The organism is Vulcanococcus sp. Clear-D1 (genome assembly GCF_014654725.1).
GTDB lineage: Bacteria > Cyanobacteriota > Cyanobacteriia > PCC-6307 > Cyanobiaceae > Vulcanococcus.
Window position 1 is genome coordinate 64,329 of sequence record NZ_JACVZV010000007.1, and the last position, 19,647, is coordinate 83,975.

The 19,647-nt window shown below is 67.5% G+C and carries 20 protein-coding genes and 2 tRNA genes; 5 read left to right on the forward strand and 17 right to left on the reverse strand.

All coding sequences use genetic code 11. The features are described 5' to 3' along the window. Entirely contained in the window at positions 1–888 is an 888-nt protein-coding gene (gene larE / locus H9532_RS02760; protein ID WP_296365599.1) for an ATP-dependent sacrificial sulfur transferase LarE, read from the forward strand. A gap of 86 nt (positions 889–974) precedes the next feature. Here the strand turns inward: larE and speD are convergent, their stop codons facing one another. Together speD and recF are read right to left on the reverse strand one after the other, a co-directional pair. After that, positions 975–1,451, reverse strand: coding sequence for an adenosylmethionine decarboxylase (speD, locus tag H9532_RS02765; RefSeq protein ID WP_296365601.1), 477 nt, complete (start codon positions 1,449–1,451; stop codon positions 975–977). Between the two features lie 27 nt (positions 1,452–1,478). Next, positions 1,479–2,567, reverse strand: coding sequence for a DNA replication/repair protein RecF (gene recF / locus H9532_RS02770; protein ID WP_296365653.1), 1,089 nt, complete (start codon positions 2,565–2,567; stop codon positions 1,479–1,481). A 76-nt stretch (positions 2,568–2,643) separates the two neighbouring features. On the opposite strand from recF, the gene H9532_RS02775 reads away from it, so the two are divergent. Continuing rightward, positions 2,644–2,717, forward strand: a tRNA-Arg gene (locus tag H9532_RS02775). 90 nt (positions 2,718–2,807) lie between these two features. Here the strand turns inward: H9532_RS02775 and H9532_RS02780 are convergent. The 8 genes from H9532_RS02780 to H9532_RS02815 all read right to left on the reverse strand — a co-directional run bounded on the left by H9532_RS02780 (position 2,808) and on the right by H9532_RS02815 (position 13,391). Further along, positions 2,808–3,275 (reverse strand): N-acetyltransferase, encoded by a 468-nt coding sequence (locus H9532_RS02780; RefSeq protein WP_296365602.1) that lies wholly within the window; start codon positions 3,273–3,275, stop codon positions 2,808–2,810. 9 nt (positions 3,276–3,284) lie between these two features. After that, positions 3,285–6,320, reverse strand: a complete 3,036-nt coding sequence (gene ppc / locus H9532_RS02785) for a phosphoenolpyruvate carboxylase (RefSeq protein ID WP_296365603.1) — start codon at positions 6,318–6,320, stop codon at positions 3,285–3,287. Next, a complete protein-coding gene (gene gshA, locus H9532_RS02790) occupies positions 6,317–7,474 on the reverse strand; it encodes a glutamate--cysteine ligase (RefSeq protein ID WP_296365605.1) in 1,158 nt (385 codons plus the stop codon). Before gshA ends, ppc begins: the two co-directional genes overlap by 4 nt. Then, a complete protein-coding gene (locus tag H9532_RS02795) occupies positions 7,471–8,991 on the reverse strand; it encodes a chorismate-binding protein (protein WP_296365607.1) in 1,521 nt (506 codons plus the stop codon). Before H9532_RS02795 ends, gshA begins: the two co-directional genes overlap by 4 nt. A 95-nt stretch (positions 8,992–9,086) precedes the next feature. Continuing rightward, the gene (locus H9532_RS02800; protein ID WP_296365609.1) at positions 9,087–9,509 is read right to left on the reverse strand and encodes a photosystem I reaction center subunit II PsaD; all 423 of its coding nucleotides are present in this window, start codon (positions 9,507–9,509) and stop codon (positions 9,087–9,089) included. Between the two features lie 122 nt (positions 9,510–9,631). After that, the gene (locus H9532_RS02805) at positions 9,632–11,005 is read right to left on the reverse strand and encodes a histidine kinase dimerization/phospho-acceptor domain-containing protein (RefSeq protein ID WP_296365611.1); all 1,374 of its coding nucleotides are present in this window, start codon (positions 11,003–11,005) and stop codon (positions 9,632–9,634) included. Beyond that, positions 11,002–12,291, reverse strand: coding sequence for a rod shape-determining protein RodA (gene rodA / locus H9532_RS02810; RefSeq protein WP_296365613.1), 1,290 nt, complete (start codon positions 12,289–12,291; stop codon positions 11,002–11,004). The genes H9532_RS02805 and rodA overlap by 4 nt, the downstream gene beginning before the upstream one ends. Then, positions 12,288–13,391, reverse strand: coding sequence for an Mrp/NBP35 family ATP-binding protein (locus H9532_RS02815; RefSeq protein WP_296365615.1), 1,104 nt, complete (start codon positions 13,389–13,391; stop codon positions 12,288–12,290). Before H9532_RS02815 ends, rodA begins: the two co-directional genes overlap by 4 nt. A 178-nt stretch (positions 13,392–13,569) precedes the next feature. Between H9532_RS02815 and hemF the strand changes: the two genes are divergently transcribed. Further along, on the forward strand, positions 13,570–14,661 hold the full coding sequence (gene hemF, locus H9532_RS02820) for an oxygen-dependent coproporphyrinogen oxidase (protein WP_296365617.1): 1,092 nt from the start codon (positions 13,570–13,572) through the stop codon (positions 14,659–14,661). On the opposite strand, the gene H9532_RS02825 is transcribed toward hemF, so the two are convergent. From H9532_RS02825 to H9532_RS02835, 3 genes are read right to left on the reverse strand one after another with little or no spacing between them, the layout of a single operon-like run. After that, positions 14,620–15,453 carry a dehydrogenase gene (locus H9532_RS02825; RefSeq protein WP_296365619.1) on the reverse strand — a complete coding sequence of 278 codons (834 nt, stop codon included), beginning with the start codon at positions 15,451–15,453 and terminating at the stop codon, positions 14,620–14,622. The genes hemF and H9532_RS02825 overlap by 42 nt on opposite strands. Before the next feature lie 35 nt (positions 15,454–15,488). Beyond that, positions 15,489–16,043: a cofactor assembly of complex C subunit B gene (locus tag H9532_RS02830; protein WP_296365621.1), complete on the reverse strand. Its 555-nt coding sequence runs from the start codon at positions 16,041–16,043 to the stop codon at positions 15,489–15,491. Then, the gene (locus H9532_RS02835) at positions 15,961–16,434 is read right to left on the reverse strand and encodes a helix-turn-helix transcriptional regulator (protein ID WP_296365623.1); all 474 of its coding nucleotides are present in this window, start codon (positions 16,432–16,434) and stop codon (positions 15,961–15,963) included. The genes H9532_RS02830 and H9532_RS02835 overlap by 83 nt, the downstream gene beginning before the upstream one ends. Positions 16,435–16,541: 107 nt before the next feature. Between H9532_RS02835 and H9532_RS02840 the strand changes: the two genes are divergently transcribed. Next, positions 16,542–17,246, forward strand: coding sequence for a ribonuclease D (locus H9532_RS02840; RefSeq protein WP_296365625.1), 705 nt, complete (start codon positions 16,542–16,544; stop codon positions 17,244–17,246). 29 nt (positions 17,247–17,275) lie between these two features. Here the strand turns inward: H9532_RS02840 and H9532_RS02845 are convergent, their stop codons facing one another. Both H9532_RS02845 and H9532_RS02850 read right to left on the reverse strand, forming a co-directional pair. Beyond that, positions 17,276–17,533, reverse strand: a complete 258-nt coding sequence (locus H9532_RS02845) for a hypothetical protein (RefSeq protein ID WP_296365627.1) — start codon at positions 17,531–17,533, stop codon at positions 17,276–17,278. A 17-nt stretch (positions 17,534–17,550) separates the two neighbouring features. Then, a complete protein-coding gene (locus H9532_RS02850) occupies positions 17,551–18,810 on the reverse strand; it encodes a lipid-A-disaccharide synthase-related protein (protein ID WP_296365629.1) in 1,260 nt (419 codons plus the stop codon). A 42-nt stretch (positions 18,811–18,852) separates the two neighbouring features. Between H9532_RS02850 and H9532_RS02855 the strand changes: the two genes are divergently transcribed. Beyond that, positions 18,853–18,923: transfer RNA gene (locus H9532_RS02855), tRNA-Cys, on the forward strand. A 10-nt stretch (positions 18,924–18,933) separates the two neighbouring features. Here the strand turns inward: H9532_RS02855 and H9532_RS02860 are convergent. Both H9532_RS02860 and H9532_RS02865 read right to left on the reverse strand, forming a co-directional pair. After that, complete coding sequence (locus H9532_RS02860) at positions 18,934–19,422, reverse strand: hypothetical protein (RefSeq protein ID WP_296365631.1); 489 nt, start codon at positions 19,420–19,422, stop codon at positions 18,934–18,936. A 29-nt stretch (positions 19,423–19,451) separates the two neighbouring features. Continuing rightward, on the reverse strand, positions 19,452–19,646 hold the full coding sequence (locus tag H9532_RS02865) for a hypothetical protein (RefSeq protein WP_296365655.1): 195 nt from the start codon (positions 19,644–19,646) through the stop codon (positions 19,452–19,454). Between the last annotated feature and the right edge of the window lies 1 nt (position 19,647).

Consider the following 19,647-nt stretch of genomic DNA (forward strand, 5'->3'; position numbering starts at 1 on the left):
ATGCCGGCACAATCCAGCCGCCAACCCCCCGCTCTTCACCCCACGGTGGAGCAGCTCGAACCGGAGCTGCGCGACGCACTCGCGGCCCTGCGCCGCAGCATCGCCGCCCACCCAGCGGCACTGGTGGCCTACTCGGGCGGTGTGGACAGCGCCCTGGTGGCGGCCATCGCTGCCGAGCAACTGGGGGAGCGGGCCCAGGCGATCACGGGAGTGTCCCCGGCCCTGGCCCCTCACCTGCGCGCGGAGGCGCGGCAGCAAGCGGCCTGGATGGGCATCCAGCACCGAGAAATCCCAACCGCCGAACTCAACGATCCCGCCTACAGCAGCAATCCATCCGAGCGCTGCTATGCCTGCAAGCGGGAGCTGCACACGCTGCTGGCGGCGCTGCTGCAGGACAGCGGCACAGCCGCGGCCGTGGTGCTCGATGGGGTGAACCACGACGACCTCGGCGATCACCGCCCCGGCATCCGCGCTGCCCAGGAACGCCAGGTGATCTCACCGCTGGCGGAGCTGGGCATCAGCAAAGCAAGCGTGCGCGCCATCTCCCGGGCCCTGGGCTTTCCTTGGTGGGACAAACCGGCCCAGCCCTGCCTGGCCTCCCGCTTTCCCTACGGGGAAGTGATCAGCGCCGAGCGGCTGAAGCGGGTGGCGGCGGCAGAGGCCTGGCTGCGCCAGCGGGGCTTTGAGGAGCTGCGGGTGCGCAGCCAGGGTGAGGCAGCGCGGATCGAACTGCCGCCCGCTCAGCTCACGCTCCTGCTGGAGCCCGGGTTGCGGGAAACCCTGGTGACCGCCTTTCTGGATCTGGGCTTCACAGCGGTGAGCCTCGATCTCGAGGGCCTGGTGAGCGGCAAACTCAACCGGGCCCTGAACCCGCCAACACGGGATTGATGAGCTGAACTGTCCTGAGGCGGCTCAGCCACAAAAAAACCCTCCCGATCGGGAGGGTTCAATCAGGACCTCAGCCAGCGCTGGGTTCAGGCAGCTGCCAGGGCGGGTTCGCGCTCAGCGCCGGCCACGGAACCAGGGGTTTCGCGGCGGAAGCTCTTGAGCTTGTAGTTGCCAGCGTCGAGCTCTTCACTGAGCACGATGCACGCCCGCTCGGGCATGGTGTGATCACCGCAGGTGAACACATCCACAGCCGCATAACCCGATTCGGGCCAGGTGTGGATCGAGATATGGGATTCGGCCAATAGAGCCAGCCCCGTCACACCCTGGGGGTCGAACCGGTGGGTGATCAGGTTCAGGAGAGTGGCGCCAGCACGCTTCGCAGCGGTGGTGATGGCGTTCCTGAGGAAAGCCTCGTCGTCGAGCTTGGCGGAATCGCAGTTGTAAAGCTCGAGAATGCAGTGTTTACCCACCATCTCGGTGGCACTGGGTGCTTGGGGGCTCGCGGAGAAGGTCTCAGCTCCGGTCCATCCCGGGTTGGGGTGGAGGCAGGCCGCTTGGGTCATCAGATCCAGGCAAAACAGCAAATCACCTTACTGGCTGGGCAGCAGGCTGCCGGCTTCAACGGTCACCACCTGCGAACGCTGATGCCAGCCACCGCTGAAAGCCCCTAGGTGCGTGGCACTCACCAGGCACTGATGCCCCTCGCCCACGGCCTCCAGCAACAGCTGCTGCCGGCCTGGATCGAGCTCGGCCAACACGTCGTCGAGCAGCAGCAGCGGCGGCTCCCCCCAGAGCTGCTGCACCAGCTCCAGCTCCGCCAGCTTGAGGGCAAGCACCAGCGTGCGCTGCTGGCCGGCTGAGCCATAGCGCCGGGCGGGCTGCTCCCCCAGCTCGAGGGCCACCTCATCGCGGTGCGGGCCCACGCCGCACTGACCGAGCCGCAGCTCCTCCGGCCGCTGCTGCCGCAGCTGCACCAGCAGCGCATCACGCCAGGGGGCTTCCGCCTCCTCCCCCTCGAGCACGCTGCCGGGCACATAGCGCAGCTGCAGCTGCTCGCGGCCGCCGCTGAGGCGCTCCTGCCAGGCAGCAGCCAGCGGCTCCAGGCGCCGCAGGGCCCTGAGGCGACGGCGATGCAAGCGCGTGCCAATCAGGGCCATCTGCTGATCAAACGCCTCCAGCAGCTCCGGCTGCATGCCAGCCCCCAAACCGCGCCGCAGCAATTGCGAGCGCTGGCGCAGCAGGCGCCCATAGCGGCTGAGCAGCTCGGCATACACGGGTTCGAGCTGCAGCACCACCCGATCGAGCCACTGGCGCCGTAGGGCCGGCTCCCCCCGCACCAGCTCCAGATCGAGGGCACTGAAGCCCACGCAGCGCAGCGGACCGATCAGCTCGTGCTGCCGCTCCAACAACTTGCCGTTGCGGCGCGCCTGGCGGCCACCCTGGCGGCGCAGCTCCAGTTCAAGCTGATCACCGCCCTCACAGGCGGCGCTGATCAGCGCCTGGCGCTCCCCCTGGCGAATCAGATCGCGGTCGCTGCCGCAGCGGTGCGAGCGGAGGCTACCCAGTAGCTCTACCGCTTCGAGCAGGTTGGATTTGCCCTCGCCGTTGCGGCCAATCACCAGCAACCGCGGCGCCTCAAAGGCGAGGGTCAGGCCGCTGTAGTTGCGGAACTGGCGCAGCTCCAGGCGATGCAGCCGAATGGGTCTGGGGCGCTCTGACGGCTAAGGTAAAGCCCGTGAGGTGCTGCTCCCGCGAGGGCATGTAGCTCAGTTGGATAGAGCATCAGATTCCGGTTCTGAGTGTCGGGGGTTCGAGTCCCTCCATGCTCGTGAGACACGGAGCGGCCCTCTCACCCTTCAGCCCTGCTTCGGCGGGGCTTTTTGATGCTCAGCACCGTGCAGAAGCTGATCAGGGGCCGATCAGAGGCTGAGGCCCATGGCCCGGATCCCGCCTGGGTCCACCACGAAGCCATGGCGCTTGAGGGCCTCCTGGGCCATGGGGGCCGCTGCCACTGAAATGCTGCAGCCCGGCAGCTCCCGCCGCAGCCGGCTCAAGGCGGTGTGCACCAGCACGATCATCAATTGCTCCTGCTGAGGATCAGCCGGATGGGCGCTGAGATCCCAGAGGTTGGCGTTCAGGGCCAGATCGCTGGTCACCCGCACAAAGCCCACCAGTTGACCAGCGGGATTGAGCACGCTCAGCTGCCAGGTGCTGCGCTCCAGGGCCGCCTCCAGCCGTGCCAGCGGTCGGCTGGGGTCGCCACACACCACCAGCAGGGCGTTGAGCTCCTCGGCCAGGGGAGGCCGCTCGCTCACGAGGCTGTAACCATCGGGCAGGACCGGCGGCTGCGGCTGCGACCGAAAGGGAATCAGCAGGGAATCGAGCACCGCGCCGCCTCAGCCGGTGTTGCGCATGCCAGCGGCGATGCCATTGATGGTGAGCAGGGCACCGCGCAGCAGCTCGCTGCGGCTGTAGGTGCGGCCGTCGTCGCTGGCGGCCGCTTCGCTCATGGGGGGTTGGCGATTCTGATCGCGCAGGCGGCGCAGCAACGCCACCTGCAGGTAGCCCAGTGGAATGATCGTGCGGTTGCGCAACTCCACCGACAGCTGCAGAGCCGGGTCACCATCCAGCAGCCGCTGATGGCCGGTGATCGCCAGCACCAGATCGCGGGTGAGCACGAATTCCTTGGCGATCACCTCAAAAATCTGTTCAAAGGCCTCGCGCAGCTCCGGCCGCCCCAGGGAGCGCACGTAGTGATGGGCCAGATCCAGATCCACCTTCGAGAGGGTCATCTCCACCTTGGAGATCAACATGCGGAAGAAGGGCCAGCGCTGGTAGAGCTGCTGGAACAGCTCCAGCTGACCGGGATCACCGTCGAGCTCCTCCTGTAGAGCCGCGCCAACTCCAAACCAGCTGGGCAGGAGGAAACGGCTCTGGGTCCAGCCGAACACCCAGGGGATCGCCCGCAGGCTGGAGAGATCCTTGGCGCCGCTCTTGCGGCGGGCCGGACGGCTGGAGATCTGCAGCTTGCTGATCTCCTCAATCGGGGTGACCTGCTGGAAGAAGGCCACCAGATCCGGGTTGTCGTGCACGAGGGCTCGGTAGTGGCTGCGGGAAGATGCCGCCAGCCGGGCCATCAGCTCATTCCAGTCGGGGGTGTCATCCACATGACTGGTGATCAGGCTGTTCTGGATCACCGCGGTGGACACGGTTTCCAGGTTGTAAAGCGCCAGCTCCGGCAGGGAGTATTTGGAGGCGAGCACTTCCCCCTGCTCGGTGATCTTGATGCGGCCGTTGAGGGTGCCGCTGGGCTGGGCCAGGATCGCCTGGTAGGCCGGGCCACCGCCGCGGCCCACGGAGCCGCCGCGGCCGTGGAAGATGCGCAGCGCCACGCTGTGGCGGGTGGCCAGCTGCTGCAGAGCGATCTGAGCCTGGTGGATCTCCCAGTTGCTGGAGAGGAAGCCGGAATCCTTGTTGCTATCGGAGTAGCCGAGCATCAGCTCCTGCAACGGCTTGCCCGTGGGGCTGGTGCTGGCAATCAGCTGCCGGTAGAAGGGCTCGCTGAACAGCCGCTCCATCACGGCCGGGGCGGCCTTGAGGTCTTCCACCGTTTCAAACAGCGGCACCACCAGCAGATCGGAGCGCTGCGCCATCGGATCCACCAGGCCCGCTTCTTTCGCCAGCAGCAGCACCTCCAGCAGATCCGACACCGTGTGGCTCATCGAGATCACATAGGTGCGGCAGATGCGGCTGCCGAATTCCTGCTGCAGGCGATGCACCACCCGCAGCACGTCGAAGGTTTCTGCCGTGGCCGGGCTCCACTGCACCGCAGGGGGAATCAGGGGCCGGCGGGTCTGCAGCTCGGTGAGTAGCCACTCCACCCGCTGGGCCTCCTCCATCTCGCCGTAGGGAACCGGCAGCTGCAGATAGCGGCTCAGCTCATCGAGGGCATCGCTGTGGCGGGTGCTCTCCTGGCGGATGTCGAGGCTGGCCAGACAGAAGGCAAACGTGTGCACCTGGGCGATCAGGTTCTCCAGAGGCTCACAGCTGAGGCCGGTGCCCTGGAGGCTGTCGTTGATCAGCTCAAGGTCGGTGCGGAATTCGGTAACCGTGGCGTAGTGCAACTCCGGAGCCGGTGCCGCGGCCAGCACGCCCTGGCCGAATTCCGGCAGCGGCGGGCGGGATTCACCGGGGGCCTCCCAACCGGCGCTGGCCAGCTGCTGATTGCGTTGATGGGTGAGCCGCAAGCGCTCGAGCACATAGCTGAGCTTGAGCCGGTAGGGCTCGAGCCGGTAGCGGGCGGCGCGCTCTTCATAGATCTCGGGGAAGCGCAACCGGTCCATCTCCAGGGATTCGAGCAGCGGCGCACTCACCTGGCTCCACTGCATCGAGATGCTGAGCTGATCGCGCAGATCGCCCACCGCGGCGACATAGCGCTCCAGCATCAGCTGGCGCTGATAACAGGCCGTGCGCCAGGTGATGTCCGGGGTGACGGAAGGATTGCCGTCGCGGTCGGAGCCCACCCAGGAACCGAAGGTGCAGAAGGCATCGCTCGGGGGCAGCACATCGGGATAGGTGGCTGTGAGGGCATTGCGGATGCGCTGGCGCAGCTGCGGCATGGCCCCGAAGAGCACCTGCTGGAAGTAGTGGAGGGCGTAATCCACCTCATCCAGCACTGAGGGCTTGAACTGATGCAGCTCATCAGTGCGCCACCACAGCCGGATCTCTTCCTCGAGCTGCAGGCGCAGGTTTTGGTGATCGTTGAGGTTGGAGGGCTGGCTCTGCTGCAGCTGCTGGATCAGGGCCGCCACCCGGCGCTGTTTGTGGCGCACGGTGTGGCGCACGATCTCGGTGGGGTGGGCGGTGAACACCAGCCGGATATCCAGCTCGACCAGCAGCTGCTCGATCTGAGCAGGGGGCACCCCCAGGGCCCGCAGGCGGGTGAACAGCTCGCGGAAGGTGGCCGGTTCGGTCTGGCTGGCCAGGGGCGGCACGAAAGGATCGTTGAGATCCTCGGGGTGATGGGCCCGCAGGCTGGCGAGATAGCTGTCTTCCTCGATGTGCTGCTCGAGGATGTTCACCAGCTGGAAATAGAGCGAAAAGGCGCGGGCGGCAGCGATGGCCTCCGCCAGATCCATTTCGCGGATCACCTGAATGATTTCTGCCGTGGAGCGCTCGGTGGCCTCCGCAGAAGCGGCATCGCCGGGCAGGCCATCCACCGCGCAGCTGATCTCCTTCATGCGCAGCAGGCGCTCCGCCTGCTGCGGCGGGCATTCACTGCGCAGCACCGTCTGCCAGAGGTCTTCCACCAGCTCGAGCCGCTCATCGAGCAGACGCGTCACCCGGGGCTCAACCGCGACAGCAGAGGCTTCGTTGGCGGCGAGGGTGAGCCCCATGGAACTGTGCGAGGCGGAGATGTTGGCCATGATCATCCCAAAGCGGCTGCGCCGTCTGTCGCAAGCAAGGCCGTGAGCTCCCGTTCGCGCTCGGCCATCACCGCCGCCCCGGCCGCGATCAAGGGCGCCACTGCCCCGCCGGCGGCATGGGCCGAGATCCATTGCTGCGCCTGATTGCCCTCCTGCAGCACGCTGTGCAGAGGGGCCAACCAGCGCTCCATCCCCAGCTGCTGGGCCAAGGGAGCCAGCGCCTCCAGCTCCGTGGCAAGCCAGTGGCGGGCGAGCAGCGGCTCACCATGGCGCCAGTGGCGCAGTTCCGCATCAAGGCTGCTGCGGGCGGCGGCCTGATCATTGGCATCGGCCAGCTCCGCCAACTGCACAAGGCTGAGGGCACTGGCGTGCAGCGGGTCGTGGGCCGCCGGATCGCCGAGCAGCTGCTGAATGCGGAGTTCGGCGAAGGCCGTTACGGCCAGCAGCAGCAGGGGATCGGCAATCAGATCGCAAATGCGGATCTCAAGCCGGTTGAGATCGTGGGGCCTGTTGTCGCCATTGGGCCGAACGGAGGTCCAGAGGTGGCGCACGTTTTGCATGGTGCCCAGCCGCAGCTGCTCCTCCACCCAGCGCACGTAGTGCTGATGGCTCTCAAACAGCGGCACCTGCTCCGGGGTGATCGGGAACTGCAGCCAGCGCTGGGAATGGGCACCGGTGGCCGCCCCATCCAGGAAGGGTGAACTGGCGCTCAGGGCCAGCAGCAGCGCCGCCTCACAGCGCACCAGGCGGCAGGCCGCGAACAGGGCCTCCATCTCGGTGAGGCCCAGGTTGATGTGCACGCTGGCCGTGACCACCCGGGTGCCGTAGGTGGCCTCGATGTAGGCGTGATACGGGTTATCGGGATTGGAGCGCTCAAAGCGGTGGCTGTCGCCGGTGCTGAGGGTGCTGCCAGGCAGCAGGGTGAGCTCCCGATCCGCCAACCAACGGCGCAGACGCAGGCGCGGCTCCAGCAACAGCTGCAGCTGCTCGGCGTAGCTGGCCGCCGGTGGGGTGGTGTATTCGAGGTTGCGGCAGTCGGGTTCGGTGACGAAGCCCTCGAGGGCCGCCGCGGCCTCGGCGGAGCAACCCACCACCGTGCCGTCAGCGCGGCCGGTGTAGAGCTCCACTTCGAAGCCCTTGAGCAACAGGGGTTGGCTCATGCGAGACAAGCCAGGGCCTTGAGCATGCCGCGGGCCTTGTTGAGGGTTTCCTGAAACTCTGAAGCAGGCACGGAATCCGCCACCAGGCCAGCACCAGCCTGCACCTGCACCCGCCAGCCGCCGCCTTCAGCCGGCAGCACCACCATCGTGCGGATCGTGATGGCCGTGTTGAGGGCGCCCCCGAGATCCATGGCGCCGTACACACCGGAATAGGGCCCGCGCGCATCGGGTTCGAGGGCGTGGATCAATTGCATGGCACGGATCTTGGGGGCGCCGCTCACAGTGCCCGCCGGGAAGGAGGCCATCAGCAGATCCCACACATCGCGCTGCGGATCGAGCAGGCCCTCCACCTCACTCACGATGTGCATCACATGGGAGTAACGCTCGATCACCATCAGCTCACTCACGCTCACGCTGCCGGGCTGGCAGACACGCCCGAGATCGTTGCGGCCCAGATCCACCAACATCACGTGCTCGGCCCGCTCCTTGGGATCGGCGAGCAGATCGGCTTCAAGGGCCTGATCCTCTGCAGCATCGGCGCCGCGGGGCCTGGTACCGGCAATCGGACGCAGCGACGCCTTCACCCGGCCACTGCCATCGGCCAGGGGTTCGGCCTTCACCATCACCTCAGGGCTGGAGCCGATCAGGTGCCAGCCGCCGAAGTTGAAGAACGCCATGTAGGGAGATGGATTCACCATCCGCAAGCTGCGATACAGCTCAAAGGGTTCACGCTGCACCTGCGTTTCCAGCCGCTGGCTGATCACTAGCTGGAACACATCGCCCGCCGCGATGTGGTCTTTGGCAGTGAGCACGGCCGCCTCGAAATCCTCGCGGCTGCGGTTGCTGCGCGTCGGCAGCTCCGCGGTGGGTGATTCACGCCAATCCAGCGGCGTGAGATCAGGCGGAAGCGGGGCGTGCATGCGCCGCTCGAGGCGATCCAGGCGCTGAATGGCGGCGTCGTAGGCGGCAGCAGGATCGGAGCCAGCGGTGCAATCGGCATAGGCCACAGCAGTGATCTGCCGTTTCACCTGATCGAACACCAACAGACTGTCGGCGAGCATCCAACACCCATCCGGCGGGCCATCCGCAGCGGTGGGATGCACGGGCACACTCGGCTCAATCCAACGGATCAGCTCATAACCCCAGAAGCCAAATAGCTGCCCCACCGGCGGCAGGCCAGGAATCGAGGAAGGGGTGTAAGGCTGCAGCGCCTCGCGCAGCAAATCAAAGGGATTGCCCTGGAGGCTGTGGCGACGACCATCGCGCCAGCACTGCTCCGCCTGATCACCGCGCACGGTGAGCGTCCACAGCGGATCGCTCACCACAAAGCTCCAGCGGCCGATGCGCTCGCCGCCCTCGACGCTTTCCAGCAGCACACCGTGCTCGCTGCCGGCTCCCACCTTCAGCCAGGTGGTGAGCGGCGTTTCCAGATCCGCCGGCCAGGTGCGCCAGATGGGGATATAGCTGTTGCCCGCCTGAGCCTGGGCCAGAACAGTGGCGCGGTCGGGAGAAGGCATCACGGGGCGTGCAGGCAAAAAAAACGGGGCGCCTGGCCCCGCCTTTATAGAGGTTGATCGCCCCGCTGCCGGCAGCAGGACAGGGCGCGCAGCACTCAGGAATCGAAGGTGTTCTTGCCGGTGAACTTGATGCTGGCGGGGTTGCCGTTCTGACCGATGCGGCGGGCGTTGTGACCCACCATCTGACGACCCTCGTTCACTTTCTCGGGGAACACACCATCTTTGGGGTGCAGGAACTCGGTGTCACCACCGGGGAAGATCCGGTAGATCTTGTAGTCCTCGATGCGGGGCTTGAACTTGGTGCGCAGCTGGGTACCCAGCGCCAGGCACTGTTCCTTACGAGCGAAATACATGATGTTTTCGCCCTCGTTCATGTGAGCAGCGCCACCGGTGGGGAGCTCGAACGCCTGAACCTTGCTGCTGGTCCAGGTGATGGCGTACTTCTCTTCGGTTTCAGCGGCGTTGAGCAGACCGCCCGTGCTGCCGATGTACTTCGGGAGTTGACCGCTCAATGCCATGGCTGTTCCGGAGAGGGGAGTCGGCGGACCGCAGACCGTTTCGACCGGAAGCTAGCACCGTGTTTTGGGCCCAACAGCCCGGCGCAGCGGGGTCTTCACACCCGTCAACAAACCGCTTGGGTTCAAGCCTGTGCCACCGGGAAAAACACGGTGAGATCGTTACCGGCCCGCTCCGCCAGCCGCCCCCCCAGGCTGTGGAACAAGCGCTGGGTGGCCTGCCGGCTGAGCTGCAGGCTGCCGGTGCCGGGATTCCAGCTGAGCACCGGCCCAACCCGCTCCGCCGCTGCAGCTTCACCCGGCTCCACCAGCACCGCCGCACTGGCGCTGAAGCGCAATTTGAGGCGGGCACCGGCGGGCTGCAGGCTCAGGCGCACCACCGCACCGGCCGGCAGACCGCGGCTGAAGCGATCCACCAAGCCGCCCAGCACCGTTTCCAGCCGGGCCGGATCGCTGAGCACCGGCGGCAATTCAGGGCTGCAACGGAGCTCCATCGCCAGGCTGCGGCGCAACAGCTGCTGACGCCACACCGGCTCCAGCTGCTCCAGCAGCCGGGCCAGATCGGTGCGGGCCAGGGCCTGGTCTTCGCTCGGGGGCTCACGCTGCAGCTCAGCGGCCAGAAAGATCAGCCCAAAGCGATCGATCTGCTCGCTGCACTCCCCATCAATCTGCTGCAAGCGCTGGCGCACCAGCTCCGGCAGATCGCTGCGGCGCAGCAGCGAACGAATCAGGGTGCGGATCGTGGCCAGCGGTGTGCGCACCTCATGGGTGAGGGCCTCCAGCAGCGCCAGTTCACTGCTGGGGCCTGAGGCGGCAGTGGCATCGGCTGCGGCGCTGCGGTGCACCAGCGGCTGCAAGGTGAGGCTGGGCGCCATCGCCGCCAGCCGCTCCGCCAGCCGCGGCCAGAAGCGTTGGGCCAGCTGCTCGTCGCTCTGCAGCGGCCCCAAGGCCTGAATCGCCTGGCGCAACCGCTGGCCCTGCTTGGGATCGGTGTGCTGCAGACGCTCATCCAGCAAGCTCAGGGCCGCGGAGAGGGTGGGCGGATCAAAGCGCACCACCAGCCGCCGCTGGCCCGGATCACCCAGCAGAGCCATGGCCACCTGCAGCCGCGGAGTGAGCACCAACAACAGCGGGTCGGTGCCATCGGCCTCCAGCAACGGCAGGCGCTGAAACCCGCCGGCGGCCCGCGCCGGTGCAGTGCTCACCCCCGGCGGCAACAGCGGCGAGCCGGCCTGCAACAGATCCCCCAGCTCAGCCGGCGCCCACACCCAACCCTGCAGCTGCTGCAGCAAAGCCGGCTCATGCAGCGCCGGCAGCGGAGAGGCCATCCACACGCCCTGCTGAGCGCCCAGCGGCAGCAGGAAATCCTCCTGCAGAGTGGCGAGGGCAGCCCACCACTGGCGCCGCACGCTGTCGTCGTCGCTGCTGCCGGCTGGCACCCCCTCCGCCAAGCGGTGCCGCAGCTGCTCGAGGCTCACCGGCTCTCCTGCAGCGCTCACCAGCGGGTGACTCCCTGATGCCCGCCGCGGCGAGCGACCGATGCGCACAGCCCAAGCGCGATGAAGTTCACCAACATCGCCGAGCGGCCATAGCTCAACCAGGGCAAGGGAATCCCGGTGATCGGGCCCAGGCCGATGGTCATGTTGATGTTCACCACCACCTGGAACATCACCATCGCCCCCACGCCCACCACCACCAGCGACTCCACATCGCTGCGGGCCTTGCCGGCGATCTGCAGCAGGCGCCAGATCCAGACCACAAATCCCAGCACCGCCAGCACCGAGCCCACAAAGCCCAGCTCCTCGCCCAAGGCACTGAAGATGAAGTCGGTGTGCTGCTCCGGGATGAAGCGCAGCAGGGTGAGATGGCCCTGCAGCAAGCCGGTGCCGAACCAGCCCCCGGAGCCGATCCCCACCGTGCTTTGCAGCAGGTGATACCCACCGCCCAACGGATCCTTGTTGGGATCGAGAAACAGGGTGAGGCGATCGCGCTGGTGGGGCTGCAGGAAGTTGTTCCACAACCACGGGGTGGCCACGGCGAAGAGCCCCTGCACCAGCAGCACCAGGGAGAGGCCGGCGCGTTTCCAGGGCAGGCTCTTCCAGGCCAAAAGGCCCATGGCCGGGATCCAGGCCAGCAGCAGCCACGGAAACACCCCCGCCACGATCGCGGTGATCACTGGCGAGAGAAAGAGCACCACCCAGCTGCCGGGCATGCCCGACCAGAACATCATCACCAGCAGCACCGCGCCAAACACCAGTGAGGTGCCCAGATCGGGCTGCACGAGCACCAGCAGCCAGGGGAAGCTGATGATCGCCACCGGCCGCACCAGATCCACGGGACGCTCCACCGGATGGCGCGAGAGCACCCGGGCCAGCAGCAGGATCGCGCCGATCTTGGCGAACTCCGAGGGCTGCACATTGAAGCCGGCAATGTTGATCCAGCTCTGGGCGCCGAGGGCACTCACCCCCACCACCCGCACAGCGATCAGGCTGGCCACGGTGACGCCGTAGATCACCCAGGGCCAGCGGGTGATGCTCTCCACAGGCACGCGAGCCAGGCCAAGGGCGATGACCAACCCCACCGCCGCGGTGACCCAGTGCTGATACCAATCGGCGTAATCAGCCTGGCGCTGGGTGCTGGCGATCAGGATCCCCGACACGAAAATCATCGCCAGGGGGATCCACCAGAGCAGCTTGTCGACGCGATCCACCCAGCGGCGCCGGCGGGACCCGCCAGCGGCGAACAGGGCGCTGCGGCGCCGGCCCCAAAGCCCCAGGAGGGTCATGCGGCGGCCGCCAGCGGCAGGCGCGCCGCCAGATCGCGGAACGCCTGAGCGATCACCGATTCGGGAGCGCTCAGCACTGCAGGCCGGCCGCCATCACCGCCCTGCACCACAGCCAGCTCCATCGGCAACTGCGCCAGCAGCGGCACACCGCTCTCTTCCGCCAACTGAGCGCCGCCACCCGAGCCGAACAACGCATAGCGCTTCTCAGGCGCATCGGGCGGGATGAAGGCCGTCATGTTCTCCACCACCCCCAGCACGGGCACCCCGAGCTGCTGGAACATCGCCAGGCCGCGGCGAGCGTCCTGCAGCGACACCATCTGCGGCGTGGTGACGATGATCACGCCCGCCATCGGCACCGCCTGGGCCAGGCTGAGCTGGGCATCGCCGGTGCCGGGGGGCAGATCCACCACGAGCACGTCGCGTTCACCCCACTCCACTTGATAGAGGAACTGGCGAATGATGCCGTTGAGCATTGGGCCGCGCCAGATCACCGGCTGATCCGCATCAATCAAGAGCCCCATCGACACCATGGCGATGCCGCAGCTCTCCAGCGGCGTAAGGATTTGGGCGTTGCCGCTGCCCTGCACCTGAGGCGTCTGATCTGCCACCCCGAGCATCGTGGGGGCGTTGGGTCCGTAGATATCAGCATCGAGCAGGCCCACCTTCAGGCCCGAGGCCGCCAGGGCACAGGCCAGGTTGACGGCCACGGTGCTCTTGCCCACGCCGCCCTTGCCGCTGCTCACGGCAATCACCTGCTTCACACCTGGGATCGACTGCTTCTCAGGGCCGCCGCCGCCATGGCCCGCCGCACCGATCGGAGCCTGCTGATGGGCGGCCGCAGGAGCTGGCGGGGGGGCCAGCTCAATCTGCACATCCTCGATGCCGCCCAGCTGCAGCAGCGCGCCGCGGGCATCGGCCGCAATGCGCTCACGCTGGGCATTGGCATAACCGGGCAAGGCCAGGCGGAACACCACCCGGTTGTTCTGCACGCGCACCTGCTGAATCCACTGCAGCTCCAGCAGGCTGCGGCCGCTGCCGGCATCGGTAAGGGGCTCGAGGGCGGCGAGGGCCTGGGCTAAGGCCTGATCTGCGCTGGCCATCGGGCGGGAGGAAAGGATCCGGATCCTAGAAGCGGTGGATGGAGGTGCCTGAGGCGCAGCCGCAGCCGCTGCGGGCCTACCGCAATCGGGATCACGAACCCTCTCGAAAGCTTGTGCCTCGGCCCGTTGAGCTGAAAAGGTGAGGCGGTTTGCCTGAGCCCCCCGGGCGGTTGCACTGATGTTGAAGGGCCTGCTGTCGCGAGCCAAAGCCAAGCTGGGCAGCGCCTCCGCCGCCATGCCAACCCTGGAAGCGCCGCCGGCCGATTCACGCCAGCGGGCCAAGGCGCTGCTGATGGGCCTGCAGGATTCGATCTGCGCAGGCCTGGAGCAACTCGATGGCACCGGCCGCTTTGCGGAGGAGAGCTGGGTGCGGCCCGAGGGCGGCGGCGGCCGCTCCCGCGTGATGAAGGGCGGCCGCGTGTTCGAGCAGGGCGGCGTGAACTTCTCGGAGGTGGAAGGCAGTGAGTTGCCGCCCTCGATCCTCAGCCAGCGCCCGGAAGCCAAGGGCCACCGCTGGTTCGCCACCGGCACCTCGATGGTGCTGCACCCGCGCAACCCCTACATCCCCACCGTTCACCTCAACTACCGCTACTTCGAGGCGGGCCCGGTGTGGTGGTTCGGCGGCGGCGCCGATCTCACCCCCTACTACCCCTTCTTAGAAGACGCCAAGCACTTCCACCGCACCCTCAAGGGCGCCTGCGACAGCGTGAACCCCGCCTTCTATGAGGTGTTCAAGCCCTGGTGCGACGAATACTTCTATCTGAAGCACCGCGATGAAACCCGCGGCGTGGGCGGCATCTTCTACGACTACCAAGACCCCCGCGGTGTGCTCTACAAGGGCCAGAGCCCGGCCGGTCCCGCCGCCGCCGCCGGCCTGCGGGTGGGAGCGCAACCTCAAAGCTGGGAGCAGCTGTTTGCCCTGGCCAGCGCCTGCGGCAACGCCTTCCTGCCGAGCTACGTGCCGATCGCCGAGAAGCGCCAGAACACCCCCTACGGCGAACGCGAGCGCCAGTTCCAGTTGTATCGCCGCGGCCGTTACGTGGAGTTCAACCTGGTGTTCGACCGCGGCACGATCTTCGGTCTGCAGACCAACGGCCGCACCGAATCGATCCTGATGTCGCTGCCGCCGCTGGTGCGTTGGGAATACGGCTATCAGCCCGAGGCCGGCAGCCGTGAAGCCCTGCTCACCGAGCTGTTCACCAAACCCCAGAACTGGCTGGGCGATGACTCACTGATCGCCCGCTGCCAGCCCCACGGGGCTGTGAACTGAAGCCGGATTCGCGGCGGCGGCGGTGGGTTCAGCCACGCCGCCGACACCCAGCTCCAGCGCATTCACCACCCGTGCGCTGATCGCAGCGAGAGCCTGCTCACGGCTGGCTGGATTGCGCAACGCCGGCTCCAGCGGAGCTTCGAGCTTGCCGATCTCCAGCAGGGTGATGCCGCGGCGGGGGCCACCCAGGCCACCGCGGAACTGGCGCGGGTAGCCACCGAAAGCCTGGGCGAGGCTTTCATCAAGGCTGCTGTGGGGGCGGTGCAGGGCCGGGATCACGCCGGATCCCACCCCATCGGGGCCATAGGCGTCGAAGTGGATCTCGAGGGCATAGCCACCGGCCGCGGCATGGGCCTTGCCCACACTCCAGTTGGTGCGGGGATCGTCGCCGCTGTGAATGGTGCGCACCAGCGGGTCGTAGAAGCGGATGTTGAGGCCGCGCTGCCGGCCCAGGTCCACCACCCGGCGGGCCACCTCAAGGTTCCAGTAGAGCTCGTCGCGGATGCCGGGCTGCATCGGGCGGGCACCGGCCAGATCCACCGCCGCACCGGAGGTTCCAGCCCCGGCGGTGCCCTGGGAATCAGCGTGGCCGGCCATCACGAGAATCTCCACCTCACGCCCCAAGGCGCGGCGGCCCACCCAGTCACGCAGGAGGCGGCTGCGCACACCCGTGAGCGGATCAGTGCCGCCACTGCGGGGTGCGGGTGCCTCGGCCGCCGCCGCCAACCCAAGGGTGGCCAGCAGCAATCCCGCCAACAACACACTGCGGCGAAGACCGCTCAGGCAGGCCATGCGAGAAGGCGGCGGTGTCTGCACTCCACTTTCGCTCAGATTGGGGAGCTGAGCAGATTCCCGTCGCTGAACAGGCCCAGCTGCGGCCCCAGCTCCTGCTCGAGAGCGATCAGCTCATCGCGGTGGGCCCGCAGCCGGAGGGCGCTACCGGTGGCCTGATCGTGGCTGATCAGGCGAAGCTCCACGGATTCATCCCGGGCGGCGCGGCGGCGATACAACGCACCGGCCAAAGGGCCCAGGGCGATCAGCAGCAGCGGCCACCAGTGCAGTTGGGGCAGGAGCTGACGCAGCACCAGGCCCAGGCAACCAGCGCCCACACCCCCCAGCAGCGAGAGCAGCACCGCGAGCCCTCCGCTGGCCTGCACCTGCCCGCGGAAGCGCAGCAGACGCCGCTCAGGATTGCTTTCCTGCTCAAGCCAACCGCGCTGCTTCAGCCAATCGGCCATCACCGGCAGCACTTCCAACGGCGGACGCGACGAGCGCACCTCCACCACGGTGGTGCGGTCCTTACTGGCGGCCCGCAGGAAGAACACCAGGCCGACAGCCAGGAGCAGGGTGAGCAGCAGGGTGGAACCCAGAGCTGGGGGCATGCGCGCCGCCATGCAGATGCGCTTCATTCTCCTCAAGCCAATGCCGCCATGGCGTCATCAGCTCCAGCGCAGCCTGCCGGTGCGCATCCAGCAGGTGGAGCATGCGGCGGGGGCGCCCCCGACTGGGGCAGCGCTGGCTGTAGGTGCTGATCGCACCCGCGTGATCGAGGAAGTGAATGGCCTGCTGCAGCACCGTTTCCGAGAGCCGCAGCTTGGGGTGAGCATCACTGAGGTCATGCATCAAGGCGGTGGGGTAGCTGTCGTGATCGAGCAGGCGCTCAAGGATCCAGCACACAGCCAGCTCCAACCCCAGGTGCTGAATGGGGGGCTGCTCAAAAAAGGCTCGGATCGCTCCAAGGCCCGCAAGCTCCGGGGAACGGGGAGATCGCATCACAACCGCCAAGAGGCACACCCACCTGCTAGCGCAATCTCATTTCGATTTTCAACAGCGAAAGATGATCTTGGGTTTTGGTGCTGTTCGGCCGGCCGTCCGCGACGATGGCCTCAGCTCCCGTTAACACCTTGCCCAGCCCTAGCTCCAGCGGCTCCGCAGCTCCGGCCGCCGGCTCCAGCCCGGCCCGCTTTGCGGTGCTCGATGCCGACCTCACGCCGGAATGGCATGAGCTGCTCGGCCGCTCCAGCGCCCTGGCGGTGGACACCGAAGCGATGGGCCTGGTGCATGGCCGCGATCGGCTCTGCTTAGTGCAGATCTGCGACGATCAGGACAACGTGTGCTGCATCCGGATCCTGCGGGGGCAGAGCGAAGCGCCGCTGCTCAAGCAGTTGATGGAAAGGGCCGACATCGTGAAGGTGTTCCACTTCGCTCGCTTCGATGTGGCCGCCCTGGGCGAGGGGCTCGGCATTGCCGTGAACCCGCTGTTCTGCACCAAAGTGGCGAGCCGTCTGGCCCGCACCTACACCAATCGCCATGGCCTCAAGGAACTGGTGACTGAGCTCTGCAGCGTGGAACTCGACAAAGGCGCTCAGAGCAGCGACTGGGGCCGCGTGGAGGAGCTCAGCGAAGCGCAGCTGGCCTACGCCGCCAATGATGTGCGCTACTTGCTGCCAGCCCGGGAGCGGTTGATCCAGATGCTGGAGCGCGAGGAGCGCCTGGATCTGGCTCAACGCAGCTTCCAGTGCATCCCGGTGATTGCGGAACTGGATCGCGGCCGCTTCGGGGCGATCTTCGAGCACCGCTGCTGAGGCGAGGGGCGACTCAGTCGTCGCCAGCGTCAATCGTCGCCTAGGTAATTCGCCTCTTCCGCCACGGCCTCCAGCAGCACATCGAGCAGCTGACGCGACTCCTGCCCCACGCCTTCGCTCTCCAGCAGCAAGCGCTGGGCGATCAGGAGCCGGCCGGCGGGATCGCGAACCCCCTCCTTGGAGGCCACCAGATCCACCTTGCGGCGAGCCGAGGCGATGCTGATGCTCAAAGCACTGGCCAGCTTTCCGCAGGCGGTCACGTAGTCCTTGTCCTGAGGCGCTGCCATGCGGGCTGCAAGAGGCGTCAGCCCATCATCCCGCCTGGCCCTGCAGCGGGCTGGAGAAGCCGCTGCTCCAGCAGCCGAGCCAGGGCTTCGCTGCCGCCGGGAGGCCCCATCCGCCGCGCACCGATCCGCCCCAAGGCAGCCCGGTGCTGCGGATCGAGCAGCAGATGCGCCAGGCCCTGTGCCAGCGCCTGCGGCGTGCGGCACACCGCCACGGATCCACCCAGTAAGCGGCTCTGGCGCTGGGCAAAGCCGAGCTTGAACTGGGGGCCTGGCCCAGGCAATGACAACGCCGGCACCCCGAGCCCCACCAGCTGCTCCGTAGCGGTGCCGGCGGCCGCCAGGCCCAGCTCGGCGCAGCCGGCCCAGGCCGCAAACCGCCCGGGCCCCACCAGCAGCAGCACGCTGCCGCGCTGCCAGGCCGCGGCAGCCTGCGCTGGCGGCGGCCCAGGCAGCGGCTCAAACCCCAGCCTTTGCAACAGCGGCGCCCACTCCTCGGGCGATGGCCTCGAGCCACAAGGGGCCAGCACCAATAGGGGCTCAGCAGCGCTGAGCCGTGCCAGGGCCTCGAGCAGCCGGCGGAGATTGCCCAGGGCCTCCGGCATGCGGCTGCCCCCCAACAACAGCAGCCGCCGGCGCCCTTGCAGGATTGGCGGCAAGGGCTCAGCCTGCAGCCCATCCATCATCGGGTTGCCAGGCGCCAGGGCCTCCACGCCGTGGCGGCGCAGACCGCGGGCGGTGAGGGCATCGCGCATGGCCACCAGGCGGCAGCGACGCGTTGCCATCAAGGCCCATTCCCATGGGTCCCACTCACTGCCCTTGCAGCGGTGATAGAGCGCGGCAAGACCCGCCGTGCCAGGCCCGCTGGCCCAGGTGTAATCGCTCTTGGGGGTGCCGATGAAGCCGTAGGGCGCGCCGCTGCCCCAGGCCAGCAGCAGCGGCAGCAGATCGCCCACCGCCAGCACGGGATCACCGCAGCGCCCCCAGCGGCGCACCAGCCGCCACTGCCGCCAGCTCAACCCCAGCACCCCAGCCCCGAGATCCGCCAGCAACCCCCGCAAGCTCTGATTGCTGAAGCCACCGCTGGGTAGCTGGCGGCGCGGCCCGATTCGCCGCAGCACCCCGGCCGCCTCAGCAGCGGCAAACGCAACGCCCTCCCCCACCAAGGGCAGCACCGCGATCTCCAACTCAGGCCTGCGGCGATGGAGCGCCTGCAAAACCCGCAGGGCAATCAGGTCCTCCCCATGGCCGTTGCTCAGCACCAGCAAACGGCCGGGCATCCCGTGACTGATACGATCCGCCTTGGGAGTTTGCTCCCGTCCGGCGGCATGGCCAAGTGGTAAGGCAGAGGATTGCAAATCCTTTACCCCCAGTTCGAATCTGGGTGCCGCCTCTCTTTCCGATCAGCGCAGCTGAGCCTGGATCGTCCACGGTGGCTCTCCGAGCGCAGCCAGATCGCTGTTCATCGCCTCGCAGCGCAGATCGCTGGCATCGATCTGACAGCTTCCACGCACCGACCAGGTGCGTGGAAGCGTCTGCACCAAGCCGCGCCCATCAAACCGAGCCAGGCTGAGGCTCACCAGGTTGAAGCTCAGCGAACGCTTCAGGGAGCAACTGCCGTTGCGGCAGCCCATCGGTTCGCTGCCCTCAGCCAGTGCCCCCACCAGCGTGAGCCGGATCGAGGCACCGGGCTCCTTGGCCTCGGCCTGCACACTCAGGCGCAGCACCTCGGAGCTGCGTTGATCCAGCTGAAGCTCCTGGCAGCGCAGCCTGGGCGCCGCCCCGTGTTCCACCACGCAGCTGTTGGGGCGGTAGCGCCAACGGCCAAAAGCCTCCTCCACAGCAGCCGATGGCCGCCAGGGCCCCAGCAGCAGCGCAGCTGCCGCAAGCACGGCACCGCAACCCAAGGCGCGGCCCATCATCAATAGCCGGAGTCGGCCACGCACATGCCAATGCACACCAACCCATTGCTGGCGGTGCGGCCGCAGTGACCGCAGAGCACCGGATCGGGATCCACCGTTTCAGGAGGTGTGTCGCTGGCGTCGGTTGGTGGTTCGGCGCCTCGCGGTGGCTGAAGGTCGGCGGCGGCGATGGCTGAGCTGGGCAGAGAATTCACC